We start from the raw sequence: 12393 nt of genomic DNA, 5'->3' as shown, positions 1-12393 counted from the left end.
CCATGGCCGTCGCCGGTGCCAACACCCGCCCGATCATCATCCGCAAGATCAAGAAGACCGCCGCCGCGCATCATGGCGGCGCGTGGAAGGTCGCCTACGCCGATTTCGTGACCGCGATGATGGCGTTCTTCATGCTGCTCTGGCTGATCAGCAATCCGGACAAGCAACGCCTGAAGGGGTTGGCGGAATATTTCTCGCCGGCCGCCACCGCGATGTCGCAGACCTCGGATGCGACCGCCTCGGCCAGCGGGATCGGCTCGATGCCGGGCGCGGGCGGTCATGGCAGCCGTAGCCAGGCCAGCGCGACCGGCACGCCGACCGGCCAGCCGAGCGCCAATGCCGCAACCGCGGGCACTGCGCGCGGTGGTACCGCGAATATTCCCGATGCGTCGCTGCGCGTCCTCGCGCAGGAACTCCGCGTCGCGATCGACAGCCTGCCGCCCGCCGAGGACGGCCACAAGGCGATGCGCGTCGAGGACGACCGCGACGGCCTGCGGATCAGCCTGATGGACACCGCCAAGCGATCGATGTTCAAGGTCGGCACCGCGACGCTCAACCCGTATGCGAGGGACATGATGGCGCGCGTCGCAGGCAAGCTCGCCCGTTCGGACGCGCAGATCGCGATCGAGGGGCACACCGACGGCGACGGCAGCGGCAGCGACGATTCGAGCTGGCGATTGTCGGGCGAACGCGCGATCGCCGCGCGCTCGGCGATGATCGGCGCGGGGCTCGCCCCCGGCCGGTTCGCCGAGATGGTGGCGATGGCAGACACCCGCCCGGTCTATCCCGACCAGCCGACCCGGCCCGAAAACCGCCGTATCACGATCGTCGTCAAGGGGGCGGCCGCCTCCCTGCCGAGCGACGCCAGCTTCCGGTTCTAGGACCCTTGCGATGAAAAAGATCCTGTTCCCGCTCGCCGTTCTGATTGCCGGTAGCGGCGTCGGCGGCGGTGCCGCGTTCGCGACGCGGGCGATACTCGGGCCGTCTCACGGCAAGGCGGACGCGCACGAGACTTCGGTTCCGGACCTGACGTTCGTCAAGGCGGAGAAGATCGTCGCGCCGCTGGTGTTCGGCGATGGTCGCCTGGCGGGCTATGTCTCGTTCGATGTCGAGTTGCAGGTGTCGGTCGACGACGGCGCGCTGGTCGCCGCGCGGCTGCCGCTGCTGCTCCATGCGATCAACCTGCGGACCTATCGCACGCCGCTCGCCGCCGGTCCCGACGGGATGCTGCCCGACATCGCCGCGTTGCGTAAGGTCGTGATGACCGCCGCCCCCGAAGCTTTCGGCCCAGGCATCGTACGCCGCGCCGCGATCACGCGTGCCGAACCGTCCTGAAGGACACAGGTCATGATCGTTCTGCCCCCCGAAACGTCCAGTCCGGTCCACGCAACCGGCGCGTCCAGACTCCATCACGTCGAACCCGTCGGTGGCACGTTCGGACGGCGCGAGACGCGGCTGATGACGATCCTCCTGGTCGCGCGTCTCGAGGCCGCGGGGATCGATCACGTCTGCCGTGTCCGCAACCTGTCGCAGACGGGGATGATGATCGAATGCTCGACCGTCTTGGCCGAGGACGATCGAGTCCGCGTCGAACTCCGCAACCTGCAAGCGGTCGACGCGCGGGTCGCCTGGGCGCGCGATGGACGCGCCGGGTTGCAGCTCGACGGCCCGATCGTGATCGATGCGGTGCTGGGCACGGTCCCGGACACCTCGGCGATCATCGCCCGTACGCCGCGCATCGCCGCCAACTGTCCCACCGTGCTCTGGCATCTGGGAACGCTGTCGGCCTCGGTGCTCTGCGACCTGTCGCAATCGGGATGCCGGATTCTGATCGCCAGTCCGCTGCCCCGCGACAGCGAAGTGCGGATCACGATCCCGGGCCTTTCACCGCGTCGTGCGCGGATGCGCTGGTCGAACGGCGAGAGCGTCGGCTTCGCCTTCCTCGAGATGCTGTCGTTCGCCGAGGTATCGGCGTGGCAGACCGACCGATCGGTTCGCTTCGCCTCCGACCGCGCCGAAATCTGACACGCGACCGAGCGACAACCCGCCGCCCGTAAAAAAGGGGAGCGTACCGGTCCGGTACGCTCCCCTTTTTCGTGTCATCCGTCTGCCGCTGCGGTTCAGCGCTTCGACAACGCCGCCCCCGCAGGCCTGACCGCGCTCGGCGGACGCCGGGCATCGCGCCGCGCCAGCGCCATCGTCAGCGCCGCTGCGCCACGCGGCGTCATCGCCGCCAGCACCATCGCGGTCGAGCGTTCGCGCATGCGTTGCGCGACCCGCATCTGCACGTCGAGATCGAGCTGTTCGAGGACCAGCGCCGCGGAGGCGGGCTTCATCGCCTGATAGATCCGCGCCAGATCGTCATATTGATCCGTCGGCGGCGTCGCCCCGGCCGGCGCGCCCGGCGAACTCGGCTGGGCAGGTGCCGCCGTTGCCGCGTCCTGTCGGCTGCCGGCATCCGCCTTGAGCCGCGCTTCGGTCGCGCGGACCGCCTGTTCGCGCATGTCGAGTGCGCGACCACGCCGCACCGCCGCCTGGTCGCGCGCGCCGAGATCGTCGGCGATCGCCACGCCCAGTCGCGAACTGGCCGGCGATCCCGCCGCCTGCGCGCCGCTCGGCATCGCCGCCAGCCCGACGGCATTGCCGACCATCGCCACCGCCGCCGACGCCGCGGTCATCATCAACAGCGAAGGACGCCCGATCATGCCCAGCCCCCCGCGTTGTGATCGGCGGCGCTGTAGTCCCCGGCCTGCTGACGACGCGCGGCATCGGCGGCGTCCGCCATGCGATCGGCGGACGCGTTGGCGATCCCGATCATCACGGTCAGTTCGTCGGCGATCGCCTTGCCGTCGGCCACCGCGCGCGCGCTGTGCGCGCATTCGCCCAGCGCGTCGCGCAATTCGGACAGAACCATGCGCGCCTGCCCGGTCGAGCGGTCGAGCGCCTCGACCACATCGGCGATCGCGCCACCGCGGACCGCCTTCAGCGACCGCATCATCCGCACACTCTGCACCAGCACCGCGGCGCACAAGATGATCGTCGCGATGTTCGCGACCGTCGAAAAGTTCATGCGCCTGCTCCCCTGACGATATCGGTCGCGAGACGGACCGCGATATTGTTGCGACGTTGGCCGATCTGCGCGCTGCCGAGCGAGACCCCGCCGACCTGGATCCCGAGCAGATCGTCGGGCCGCGTGCCGAGCGCGATTGTCCGGCCGACCTGCAGCGACCGGACATCGCCCAGGCTCATCGTCGCCTCGCCGAGCACGACGTCGACCGCGACCTCGGTCTTGCGCAGTTCGGCCGCCATGTGCGCGCCCCAGACGTTTTCCGGACCATCGGTATCGCCCATGAAGCGCTGGCCGAACCGGTAGCGGACCGACTCGATCGTCGCATACGGCAGCAGCACGCTGAAACAGCCGCCGCGGCCATCCATGTCGACGCGCAGCGTCGCGGCGGTACAGATGTTGGTCGGCCCGGCGATCGAGGCGAAGCGCGGGCTGGTCTCGATCCGCTCGAGCTTCATCGTCGTCGCGACGATCGGTTGCAGCGCCGCGCTGAGATCGGCGAGCGCGAGTTCGAGCATCCGCGACACCAGCCCGACTTCGATCCCGGTAAACGCGCGCCCGTCGATCATCGACCGATTGCCGCTCTGGCGTCCGCCGAGCAGCGCATCGACCACCGAATAGATCAGGCTCGGCTCGACCGTGATGAGGCCGTAGTTGCGCCATTCCTCGACCCGGAACACGCCGATCATCGCCGGCAGCGCGAGCCGGTTGACGAAATCGCCGAACCGGATCGAGCTCATGTCTTCCAGGCTGACGTCGATCGCGTCCGAGGTCAGGTTGCGCATCGACGTCGCGAACGTGCGGACCAGCCGGTCGTACACGACCTCCAGCATCGGCAGCCGTTCATAGCTGATGACATCGGATTCGATGACCGCCTTGAGGCCGCTGCGGGGTTTCTCCGGGCCACCGGACGTGCCGAACAGCGCGTCGATCCCGGCCTGGTCGAACGCCGCGCCGCCAAGCTCCGCGGTCGGCGGATCGGGCAGCGAAAAGTCTTCGAGGTCTTCGAAATCGTCGCTCATTGCTGCACCAGATCCTGCACGAGGACGTCCTTTACCTTGTCTGCGCCGATCGTCGTGCGCGCACGGATCAGCAATTCTTCCTTGATCCGGAACACCGCCGCGGACCCGGACAGGTCCTCGGGGCGCAGTTCGCGCAGGAACGGCTGATACGCGTCGAGCAGCACCGGCAGATCGGCCTTCAGCGCCTCGACGTTCGATTTCGCACCGGGGACGAGCATGACGTGGACCTTGAGGAAATGCGGAGCACCGTCGGCCGAGCGCAAATTGACCAGCATCGGCGGGACATCGAGCGGCGCTGCCGCCTCATGCCCGGCGCCTTCGCCCGAACCCTCGCTGTCGGCAGTTTCGGTCTCGGCTGCCGCGCCATCATGCGCCGCCGCCGCCGGCTTGCCGCCGAGCATCATATAGCCCGCGCCGCCACCGCCGAGCAGCAGCACGCCGCCGACCGCCGCGAGCACGATCATCTTCTTCTTGCCGCGCTTGGGTTTGGTTGCCGCGGCGACGGCGTCACCCTCGCCCGCATTGCCATCGGTGTCGTCACCGATGTCCTGCGCCGTTTCCTTAGTCGCCACGATCGTCGTCCCCTTGGTACCGGCGCTGCCGGTGCTCGCGATTTCGAGGGGAAGCGCCAACCGGCACCCCTCGTACCAACCTATTATAGGAGAGACGGCAGGCAGAATTTGCCTACCGGCGCCGATAATGCGGAAAATTTGGACCAGGCCCCGATGGACATCTCCTCCTTTATATTGCTGAGCCAGGAGCAGGCGCTGCGTCGCCGCCTGGACGTCGCCGCCAACAATATGGCGAACATGAGCACCGCCGGGTTCAAGCGCGAACGCCCGGTGTTCCGCGAATTCGTCGAGCAGCAGAAGGAGAGCACGCCCGACATCACGCGGACGACCTCGTTCGTGCTCGACATGGGCGCGATGCACGACACCAGCGCCGGCGCGTTCCAGTCGACCGGCAACCCGCTCGACCTGATGATCGACGGCCCCGGCTATCTCTCGGTCGAGGCCCCCGACGGCGGCACCGCCTTCACGCGCGCGGGCTTCGTCAAGGTCAACGAGGCCGGCGAGCTGACCAATGCGGGCGGCCAGCGCATTCTCGGCGAGGGCGGCAAGCCGATCGCGGTCACGCCCGAGGATCTGCCGACGCTCTCGATCGGCAACGACGGCTCGGTCATGGGCAAGGCCGGCCCGGTCGGCCGGATCGCGGTGACCGTGTTCGACGACGAACGCGGCGTCACCCCGCGCGGCGATGGCCTGATGACCGCCACCGGGGGTCGCGAACTGGCCGCCAACGAGACCAAGCTGCGGACCGGCGGTATCGAGGGATCGAACGTCGAGCCGATCGTCGAGACCACCTCGATGGTCGACATCCTGCGCGCCTACCAGACCAGCATGAAGATCTCGCAGGACATGGACGACATGCGCAAACGCGCGATCGACCGCCTGTCGAAGCTCGGCTGACCTTCCCCTTAATCAACGCCAATTTCAGCAAAGGACCACGCGATGCGCACTCTTTCGATCGCCAGCACCGGGATGCTGGCACAGCAGACCAACGTCGACGTCATCTCGAACAACATCGCCAACATGAACACCACCGGGTTCAAGCGCCAGCGCGCGGCGTTCCAGGACCTGCTCTATCAGCAGGAAACGCGCGCCGGCTCCTCGACCGACAGCAGCGGCACCGCGAAGATCCCGACCGGGATCCAGATCGGCTCGGGCGTGAAGACCGGCAGCGTCTACCGGATCACCGAACAGGGTGCACCGAACCAGACCAGCAACCGCTACGACGTCGCGATCCAGGGCCGCGGCTATTTCCAGATGCGATTGCCAAGTGGCGAGACCGGCTACACGCGCGACGGGTCTTTCCAGCTGTCCGACCAGGGCGAACTGGTGACCGCCGACGGCAACGCGGTCGAGCCGGGGATCACGATCCCGGCCGACGCGGTCGACGTGTCGATCTCGAAGACCGGGCTGGTCCAGATCAAGGTCGCCGGTGCCGCCGAGATGCAGACCGTCGGTCAGCTCCAGCTTGCGACGTTCATCAACGAAGCCGGCCTCGAGGCGCAGGGCGGCAACGTCTTCACCGAGACCTCGGCCTCGGGCACCGCGACGATTGCCGCGCCGGGCGATCCGGGCTTCGGCACGACCATGCAGGGGTTCGTCGAGGCTTCGAACGTCAACCCGGTCTCGGAGATCACCGCGCTGATCACCGCGCAGCGTGCGTATGAGATGAACAGCCGCGTCGTGAAGACCGCGGACGAGATGCTGGCGACGTCCAGCCAGATGCGATGACCGCCATGCGTCTCCGCATCGCGACGATCGTCGCGCTCGCCGGCCTGGGCCTCGCTGTTCCGGTCATGGCCGCGGCCGAGCCGGTCGCGACCTCGGTCCTGTCGCACGCCGTCGCGCGCGGCGACATCCTCGCCGCCACCGACTTCGAGGCGCAGCCCCGTCCCCCCGGCTACGCCATCGGTGCGATCTCACCCGATGTCGCCGCTGGCCGCGAGGCGGCGCGCAATCTCGTCGCCGGCGCGGTGGTGCGCGCGGGCGACGTGGTCGCGCCGCGGCTCGTCCGACGCGGCGATCCGGTGACGATCAACCTGCGCAGCCGCGGGCTCGTCATCGCGACCACCGGTCGGGCGTTGTCGGCGGGCGGGATGGGCGATCTCGTCCGCGTCGTCGCGCAATCGACCAACCGCACGTTCGACGCCACCGTCGAGGGCTCCGGGGCCGTGCACGTCCCCCTGCCCTGATTGGCAGCCCTGATCGGCGGCCCTGAGCCGCGCTCCTTTCCTGCCGAGCTTTCTTCCGGAGACCTCCATGTTTTCCCCTATTCTGAAACCCGTGCTGACGCTTGCCGGCCTGACGCTCGCGGTCACGACATTGTCCGGTTGCGGCGCGGTCGGACGCCTCAAGGAAGTCGGCAAGGCGCCGACCTTTACCGAGGCGCTGCCCGTCGACAGTCCGCCGATCGAGGATTCGCTCGGCCGATCGACGCCGCACATGATTGGCGGGCGAACGGCGGCAGTGGCGACATCCGCCCCCAACGCCTCGCTGTTTCGCGCTGGCGCGGGCGCGTTCCTCGGCGATCAGCGCGCCTCGCGTGCGGGCGACATCCTGACGGTACGGATCAACGTCGCCGACAAGGCGGTGGTCGGCAACACCACCGCGCGCAGCCAGGGCGGGTCCGAATCCGCGGGTCTGTCGGCGCTGCTCGGGCTGCAGGCTCCGCTCGCGAAAATCCTGCCGGGATCGGTCGATCCGGCCAAGCTGGTCGCAGGCGACTCCGCCTCGAAGTTCAACGGCAGCGGCAACATCAGCCGCAGCGAGACGATCAACATGACGATGTCGGCGATGGTTACCGATGTGCTGCCCAACGGCAATCTGGTGATCCGCGGCCGACAGCAGATCCGCGTGAACTACGAACTGCGCGAACTGATCGTGACCGGTATCGTCCGACCGCAGGATATCGCCCGCGACGACAGTATTCGCCATACCCAGATCGCCGAGGCCCAGATCAGCTATGGCGGCCGTGGCCAGCTCAGCAGTGCGCAGCAGGCCCGCTGGGGCCAGCAGATCTACGACGCGCTGTTTCCGTTCTGAACCCGCGCGGTGGCTAAACTTTCGTTAACCACCAAATTTCCGCCAAGCCCGACCGAACTCCCGAATTTCTTCCCAGAATAAAGAACCGGCCTCGCACCGAGGCTGTCGAGGACCGGCGAACCGGTCCACGTCGGCAGAAGCCAGCGTATTTATTCCAGAAGGAAATCATCATGGCATTGTCCGTCAACACCAACTCTGGCGCAATGGCAGCCCTCCAGGCTCTCAACGCGACCAGCAAGGGTCTCGCCACCGTTCAGAACCGCATCAACAGCGGCCTGAACGTCAGCTCGACCAAGGACGATTCGGCAGCTTTCACCATCGCACAGGGCCTTCGTGGCGATCTGGGCGGTCTGAAGGCGGTCAGCTCGTCGCTCAGCCGGGCGAAGAGCGTTACCGACGTGGCTGTCGCAGGGGCAGAGCAGATCTCGGACGTGGTCAACCAGATGAAGACGCTTGCCAAGCAGGCGTCGGATGACGGCATCTCGACCGATACGCGCTCTGCTTACAACAAGGACTTCAAGGCCCTTCGCGATCAGATCACCACGATCGTCAACTCGTCCGAGTTCAACGGCACCAACCTGCTGAAGAGCAGCGGTGGCGCAGTCAGCGCACTTCAGTCGCTGTCGAATACCGCAACGGGCAGCGGCACGTCGTACACCCCCGACACGTTGTCGATTGCCAACCAGGGTCTGGATCTGGCGACGACCGAGACTCAGTCGACCGGCGCCGGTACCGGCACCCTCGGCCAGAACTCGGAGCTGACCGATTCGGCAACGTCCAAGAAGATGGTCGATACCCTCGATACACTGAGCAAGTCGCTTAACGGCAAGCTCAGCGATCTGGGTTCGGCATCGCGCAAGATCGACGCCCAGACGACGTTCACCAGCAAGCTGTCGGACACCATCGAAAGCGGCATCGGCAATCTCGTCGATGCGGATCTGGCCAAGGAATCGGCGAAGCTTCAGGCATTGCAGGTCAAGCAGCAGCTTGGCGTGCAGGCTCTGTCGATCGCCAACCAGGCGCCGCAGACCATCACGTCGCTCTTCCGGTAAAACGGGAGCGGGCGCCTCGTCGGCACCCCCAAACCGTCGGCGGGCTACCGGGAACCGGGATCGGCGAAAGTCGGTCCCGGTTTTTTTCGTAACGTTTCATTGTGTTACCCGAACGTCACAACCCGACATTAAAATCGTATTACGTATAACTACCTAATTTCCGTCGAACCCATTTTGCCTCATATCTCGAACAACATCGAGTATTTCTAGTGACATACGCGTACAAGCAAGGGTTCAAACGTGACGGTACAATACAGGCATCCGGCTTACGGATCGGATCGATCGTGAGCAACGCGCTCTATGAGCTGCGGTGCCAGCTGAACATCGACGACGCGTCGGCGCTGTGGGACACCGCGGCGGCCAAGGCGATGACCTATCCGGACATGACGCCCGAGACCGTCGTCGAGATGATCGGCCCGCGCGAGGATCCCGAAATCGCGGAGTGCCTGTTGCTCCTGTTGCAACCATCGGTCGCGGGATGCGGACTCGTCACGCTGAGCTGCGACTCGGTTGGCGCCGCAATTTCCGTACCGGCAATTTCCGTACCGACCGCCGAGACCAAACCGCGGGCCGCCACCGTGGCGATCGGCGCCGTCCGGCCGCCGCCGTTCCTGCGTACCTGGAATACACGGGTCGCAGCGGAGCTTTCCCGCGCCGTCCGCATCGCCGAGTAACCCGGCCCCGGCCCCGGCTACGGCCGTGCCTTCGACCCCAATTTCGACCGCCCGCCTACGCCGAACGGCTCAGGCGGGGCGGGCCGATACTTCGACCACCAGAACGCTTGCGACATCCGGATTCCGCCCGCGCAGCACACGCGTCATGTCCTGCGCCAATCGCGCGACATCGACCGGCTTGTAGGGCGAGGCGCGAAGCCGCGCGAACTCGCTCGCCGACGCCAGCGCGCTCTCGCGAAGGCTCGGAATCGCGGCCTTGAGGCGCGCCGCCGCCGTGACATCCGCCGCCCTCAGCACGATCTTGATCTTGAGCCGGCCATCCGCGCGATCGCCGTCGATGATGGGCACGACCAGTTCGGGCATCGCCACGAACGTCGCGTCCATCGCCGGCTGCGACTCGCCTTCCGACGCCGACGAGCCAGTTGCCGCGACGATCGCCACGGCGGCCGCCGCGATGTGCAGAAGGGAACGGAACGCAGCCATCGAAATTCCTACTCGCAACGCATAGCCCGCCAACAGCATGTTTCGCGCGGGACGACGCCCCTCGGTAGCTCCGACATCCTATAATTGGATGAAGATAAGGGACGTTTACGCCATGAGCCAAGATCAGAAACCCGGAAAGGTCCGACTGCTCGACGCCAGCGGCGCGCAGTCCCGGCGGCGCGGCGACACGCCGCCGATCGTCATCGACGGCACCGCCGCAGGGGCGGCCGCCGCGTCGCCGGCCCCGCTGCCCGTCGCGACATCCGGCGCGCTGTCGTCGGCGATGTCCAGCCGTGCCGGCATGATCCTGGCGCTGTTGTTCGTGCTGGGATGTGGTGCCGGTGGTGCAGCCGTCGCGGTGATCTTCGCGTGATCGGTCTCCTGATCGGCGCCGCTGCGCTCGTCGCCACGCCGCCGAAAGCGAGCCTTGCCCCTGCTCGCCTGCCTGGTTTCGCGGCGGCGCTGGCCGAGCGGCCCTTGCCGACAGGCGCCGCCGCCTGGTCGGCCAGGGGCGACGAGTCCGCCTGGGCTTCGCTCGCCGCGGCGACGCCCGCCACCCGGCAGGCGCTGCGATGGGATTATGCGACCAGCCTGATCGCGCGCGGCTTGGCAGCGGAGGCGATCGGCGTGCTCGACGTGATGCGCGCAGACGATCCCGATCTGGCGCTCGTCCCCGCGTGGATGCGCGCGCGCGGCGTTGCAGCAGCGATGGCCCGGCACACCAGTGAAGCGCTGACGATGCTCGGCGACGACACGCTGCTCGGCGATTCGGAAGCCTGTCTCTGGCGGATGCGGACGCTCGCGGACTCGTATCGCGCAGCCGAGGCGCTTGGCCAGCTGCGCTGCGCCATGCCCGCGCTCACGGGCCGGACGTCGGCTGCCCGCCGCCCGTTCGTCATCGCCGCGGGGAGTGCGGCGCTGGATCTGGGCCGCGCCTCACCCGCAATGGCGTGGCTGAACGCGGTGCCCGACGACGATCCCGCCGCCAATCTGCTCCGCGGCAAGGCCTATGCGCTGCTCGGCCAGATGCAGCCGGCGCGGCTTCGTCTCGACCGCGTCATTCTGAGCGGGGATGACGTCGAGCAGGCCGATGCCCGTCTGGCGACGATCGAGAACGGCGTCGCGTCGCACACGCTGCCGGTCGGCGAAGCGACCCGCCAGCTCGAGACGCTGCTGTTCACCTGGCGCGGCGACCGGATCGAACGCCGCGCGCTCGAGCTGTCGGTCCGCCTCGCGACCGCCACGCACGATACCGGTCGCATGCTGGCGAGCGGCGCGACGCTGTTCCGCTATTTCGATCTCGGCGCGGCCTCCGGTCCACTCGTGGCGCAACTCCAGACGCAGCTCGCGCAGGCGCTCGCGCCCGGCTCGGCGCTGTCGCTGGTCCAGGCCGCCGGGATGTTCTGGGACTATCGCGACATCGCGCCCGCCGGCCCGGTCGGCAACCAGCTCGTCGAAAACCTCGTGAACAGGCTCCAGGCCGCGGGCCTGTACGGCCGCGCCGCCGATCTGCTCGATCACCGACTCGACACGCAGGCCAGCGACGTCGAACGCGGTCCGCTGACCGTCCGCATCGCCAGCCTGCAGATTCTCGCCGGGACGCCCGACGCCGCGATCCGCACGCTGCGCGGTACCGACATCCTCGCCTATCCGCCCGATACCCTGGCCGATCGACGCCGGGTCGAGGCCGCCGCGCTGCAACTGCTCGGCAAGTCCGCCGAGGCGCTGGCGACCGTCGAGGATGTCCCCGGCGGCGGTGCGCTGACCGCCGAACTCTATTGGCGCGCGCACGACTGGGCGCGTCTTGCCGCGGTCGGCGAGCAGGCCTTGCCGAAATCGCTGCCCGGCGCCGGTCGCAGCGCGTTGAGCGAAGTCGGCCAGGCGATCGTCCTGCGCCAGGCGATCGCGCTGGCGATGCTCGGCCGCGAATCCGACCTCGCGGCGCTGCGCAGCCGGTATGGCCACGCGTTCGAAACGCTGCCGACCGGCTCGGCGTTCGCGACGCTGACCGCGCAGTCGGGCTCGATCGATCCGGCGACGCTCAGCAACGCGATGGCCGCCCTCCCCGCCGCCAGCCCCGCCGGCGCATTCGGCGACCTGCTCGATCAGGGCAGCGCGGCGATGAGCCATCCGACGAAGGCGGGCTGATACGGAAGGCGCGCTAAAGTGCCAGCGGCCGTGCCATACCGAGACGGATCGATATGTAGCGGGGGGGAACGGTCTTGAAATCATTCCGCCACCCCGGACTGGTTCTGCGCTTATCGCCATCCGACGTGTGACCTTCGTCATCCCCGCGGAGGCGGGGATCCATATGCTCAAGCATCGGCGATTTCTTCGCGAGGTTTGCCGGTATGGGTTCCCGCCTGCGCGGGAATGACGGCTATGTGCTTGAGAGTATCATCATCGACTGGTTTCGCAGCTCAACCGTTCCGCAACCTACAGTCTATCGAGGATGCCGTACCCTAGATGCTGGAATCAGGCTCT

The 12393-nt window shown here is 67.6% G+C and carries 16 protein-coding genes; 11 read left to right on the top strand and 5 right to left on the bottom strand.

The features are described 5' to 3' along the window. The first annotated feature begins 2 nt into the window (after nucleotides 1-2). Genes C8J44_RS16665 through C8J44_RS16655 form a run of 3 tightly spaced genes read left to right on the top strand, consistent with a single transcriptional unit; the run spans nucleotide 3 to nucleotide 2025 of the window. Nucleotides 3-881 carry a flagellar motor protein MotB gene (locus C8J44_RS16665; RefSeq protein WP_056055686.1) on the top strand — a complete coding sequence of 293 codons (879 nt, stop codon included), beginning with the start codon at nucleotides 3-5 and terminating at the stop codon, nucleotides 879-881. 10 nt (nucleotides 882-891) lie between these two features. After that, complete coding sequence (locus tag C8J44_RS16660; RefSeq protein WP_121905348.1) at nucleotides 892-1335, top strand: hypothetical protein; 444 nt, start codon at nucleotides 892-894, stop codon at nucleotides 1333-1335. A 12-nt stretch (nucleotides 1336-1347) separates the two neighbouring features. After that, nucleotides 1348-2025 (top strand): PilZ domain-containing protein, encoded by a 678-nt coding sequence (locus tag C8J44_RS16655; RefSeq protein WP_121905347.1) that lies wholly within the window; start codon nucleotides 1348-1350, stop codon nucleotides 2023-2025. A 95-nt stretch (nucleotides 2026-2120) separates the two neighbouring features. Here C8J44_RS16655 and C8J44_RS16650 read toward each other — a convergent pair whose 3' ends face one another. Genes C8J44_RS16650 through C8J44_RS16635 form a run of 4 tightly spaced genes read right to left on the bottom strand, consistent with a single transcriptional unit; the run spans nucleotide 2121 to nucleotide 4721 of the window. After that, entirely contained in the window at nucleotides 2121-2705 is a 585-nt protein-coding gene (locus tag C8J44_RS16650; RefSeq protein ID WP_121905346.1) for a MotE family protein, read from the bottom strand. Next, entirely contained in the window at nucleotides 2702-3070 is a 369-nt protein-coding gene (locus tag C8J44_RS16645; protein WP_183128814.1) for a DUF6468 domain-containing protein, read from the bottom strand. Before C8J44_RS16645 ends, C8J44_RS16650 begins: the two co-directional genes overlap by 4 nt. Next, nucleotides 3067-4089 carry a flagellar motor switch protein FliM gene (gene fliM / locus C8J44_RS16640; RefSeq protein WP_056055669.1) on the bottom strand — a complete coding sequence of 341 codons (1023 nt, stop codon included), beginning with the start codon at nucleotides 4087-4089 and terminating at the stop codon, nucleotides 3067-3069. The genes C8J44_RS16645 and fliM overlap by 4 nt, the downstream gene beginning before the upstream one ends. Further along, a complete protein-coding gene (locus C8J44_RS16635; RefSeq protein WP_310886172.1) occupies nucleotides 4086-4721 on the bottom strand; it encodes a flagellar basal body-associated FliL family protein in 636 nt (211 codons plus the stop codon). The genes fliM and C8J44_RS16635 overlap by 4 nt, the downstream gene beginning before the upstream one ends. A gap of 93 nt (nucleotides 4722-4814) precedes the next feature. Between C8J44_RS16635 and C8J44_RS16630 the strand changes: the two genes are divergently transcribed. The 6 genes from C8J44_RS16630 to C8J44_RS16605 all read left to right on the top strand — a co-directional run bounded on the left by C8J44_RS16630 (nucleotide 4815) and on the right by C8J44_RS16605 (nucleotide 9426). Beyond that, on the top strand, nucleotides 4815-5558 hold the full coding sequence (locus tag C8J44_RS16630) for a flagellar hook-basal body complex protein (protein ID WP_056055666.1): 744 nt from the start codon (nucleotides 4815-4817) through the stop codon (nucleotides 5556-5558). Between the two features lie 42 nt (nucleotides 5559-5600). Beyond that, nucleotides 5601-6389: a flagellar basal-body rod protein FlgG gene (gene flgG / locus C8J44_RS16625; protein WP_121905345.1), complete on the top strand. Its 789-nt coding sequence runs from the start codon at nucleotides 5601-5603 to the stop codon at nucleotides 6387-6389. Continuing rightward, complete coding sequence (gene flgA, locus C8J44_RS16620) at nucleotides 6386-6850, top strand: flagellar basal body P-ring formation chaperone FlgA (RefSeq protein ID WP_259466915.1); 465 nt, start codon at nucleotides 6386-6388, stop codon at nucleotides 6848-6850. The genes flgG and flgA overlap by 4 nt, the downstream gene beginning before the upstream one ends. 67 nt (nucleotides 6851-6917) lie before the next feature. Next, the gene (flgH, locus tag C8J44_RS16615) at nucleotides 6918-7700 is read left to right on the top strand and encodes a flagellar basal body L-ring protein FlgH (RefSeq protein WP_121905344.1); all 783 of its coding nucleotides are present in this window, start codon (nucleotides 6918-6920) and stop codon (nucleotides 7698-7700) included. Nucleotides 7701-7870: 170 nt separating this feature from the next. Continuing rightward, entirely contained in the window at nucleotides 7871-8752 is an 882-nt protein-coding gene (locus tag C8J44_RS16610; RefSeq protein WP_056055662.1) for a flagellin, read from the top strand. A gap of 284 nt (nucleotides 8753-9036) precedes the next feature. After that, on the top strand, nucleotides 9037-9426 hold the full coding sequence (locus tag C8J44_RS16605; RefSeq protein WP_121905343.1) for a hypothetical protein: 390 nt from the start codon (nucleotides 9037-9039) through the stop codon (nucleotides 9424-9426). Nucleotides 9427-9495: 69 nt separating this feature from the next. Here the strand turns inward: C8J44_RS16605 and C8J44_RS16600 are convergent, their stop codons facing one another. Further along, nucleotides 9496-9909 (bottom strand): hypothetical protein, encoded by a 414-nt coding sequence (locus C8J44_RS16600; RefSeq protein WP_056055657.1) that lies wholly within the window; start codon nucleotides 9907-9909, stop codon nucleotides 9496-9498. 112 nt (nucleotides 9910-10021) lie between these two features. Here C8J44_RS16600 and C8J44_RS16595 point away from each other — a divergent pair, with 112 nt between their 5' ends. Both C8J44_RS16595 and C8J44_RS16590 read left to right on the top strand, forming a co-directional pair. After that, complete coding sequence (locus C8J44_RS16595; protein ID WP_121905342.1) at nucleotides 10022-10282, top strand: hypothetical protein; 261 nt, start codon at nucleotides 10022-10024, stop codon at nucleotides 10280-10282. Then, a complete protein-coding gene (locus C8J44_RS16590) occupies nucleotides 10279-12057 on the top strand; it encodes a hypothetical protein (RefSeq protein ID WP_259466914.1) in 1779 nt (592 codons plus the stop codon). Before C8J44_RS16595 ends, C8J44_RS16590 begins: the two co-directional genes overlap by 4 nt. Nucleotides 12058-12393: the final 336 nt, after the last annotated feature.

Source organism: Sphingomonas sp. PP-CE-3A-406 (genome assembly GCF_003688625.1).
GTDB lineage: Bacteria > Pseudomonadota > Alphaproteobacteria > Sphingomonadales > Sphingomonadaceae > Sphingomonas.
Note: the sequence above shows the minus strand (reverse complement) of the source record. Positions and strands in the feature narration are given on the sequence as shown.

What these genes read in the sequence shown, in the direction of transcription:
- C8J44_RS16600 (WP_056055657.1), bottom strand. Translation starts at nt 9,909, where the DNA reads ATGGCTGCGTTCCGTTCCCTTCTGCACATCGCGGCGGCCGCCGTGGCG.
- flgH (WP_121905344.1), top strand. Translation starts at nt 6,918, where the DNA reads ATGTTTTCCCCTATTCTGAAACCCGTGCTGACGCTTGCCGGCCTGACG.
- flgG (WP_121905345.1), top strand. Translation starts at nt 5,601, where the DNA reads ATGCGCACTCTTTCGATCGCCAGCACCGGGATGCTGGCACAGCAGACC.
- C8J44_RS16630 (WP_056055666.1), top strand. Translation starts at nt 4,815, where the DNA reads ATGGACATCTCCTCCTTTATATTGCTGAGCCAGGAGCAGGCGCTGCGT.
- C8J44_RS16595 (WP_121905342.1), top strand. Translation starts at nt 10,022, where the DNA reads ATGAGCCAAGATCAGAAACCCGGAAAGGTCCGACTGCTCGACGCCAGC.
- C8J44_RS16650 (WP_121905346.1), bottom strand. Translation starts at nt 2,705, where the DNA reads ATGATCGGGCGTCCTTCGCTGTTGATGATGACCGCGGCGTCGGCGGCG.
- C8J44_RS16660 (WP_121905348.1), top strand. Translation starts at nt 892, where the DNA reads ATGAAAAAGATCCTGTTCCCGCTCGCCGTTCTGATTGCCGGTAGCGGC.
- fliM (WP_056055669.1), bottom strand. Translation starts at nt 4,089, where the DNA reads ATGAGCGACGATTTCGAAGACCTCGAAGACTTTTCGCTGCCCGATCCG.
- flgA (WP_259466915.1), top strand. Translation starts at nt 6,386, where the DNA reads ATGACCGCCATGCGTCTCCGCATCGCGACGATCGTCGCGCTCGCCGGC.
- C8J44_RS16665 (WP_056055686.1), top strand. Translation starts at nt 3, where the DNA reads ATGGCCGTCGCCGGTGCCAACACCCGCCCGATCATCATCCGCAAGATC.
- C8J44_RS16645 (WP_183128814.1), bottom strand. Translation starts at nt 3,070, where the DNA reads ATGAACTTTTCGACGGTCGCGAACATCGCGACGATCATCTTGTGCGCC.
- C8J44_RS16655 (WP_121905347.1), top strand. Translation starts at nt 1,348, where the DNA reads ATGATCGTTCTGCCCCCCGAAACGTCCAGTCCGGTCCACGCAACCGGC.
- C8J44_RS16610 (WP_056055662.1), top strand. Translation starts at nt 7,871, where the DNA reads ATGGCATTGTCCGTCAACACCAACTCTGGCGCAATGGCAGCCCTCCAG.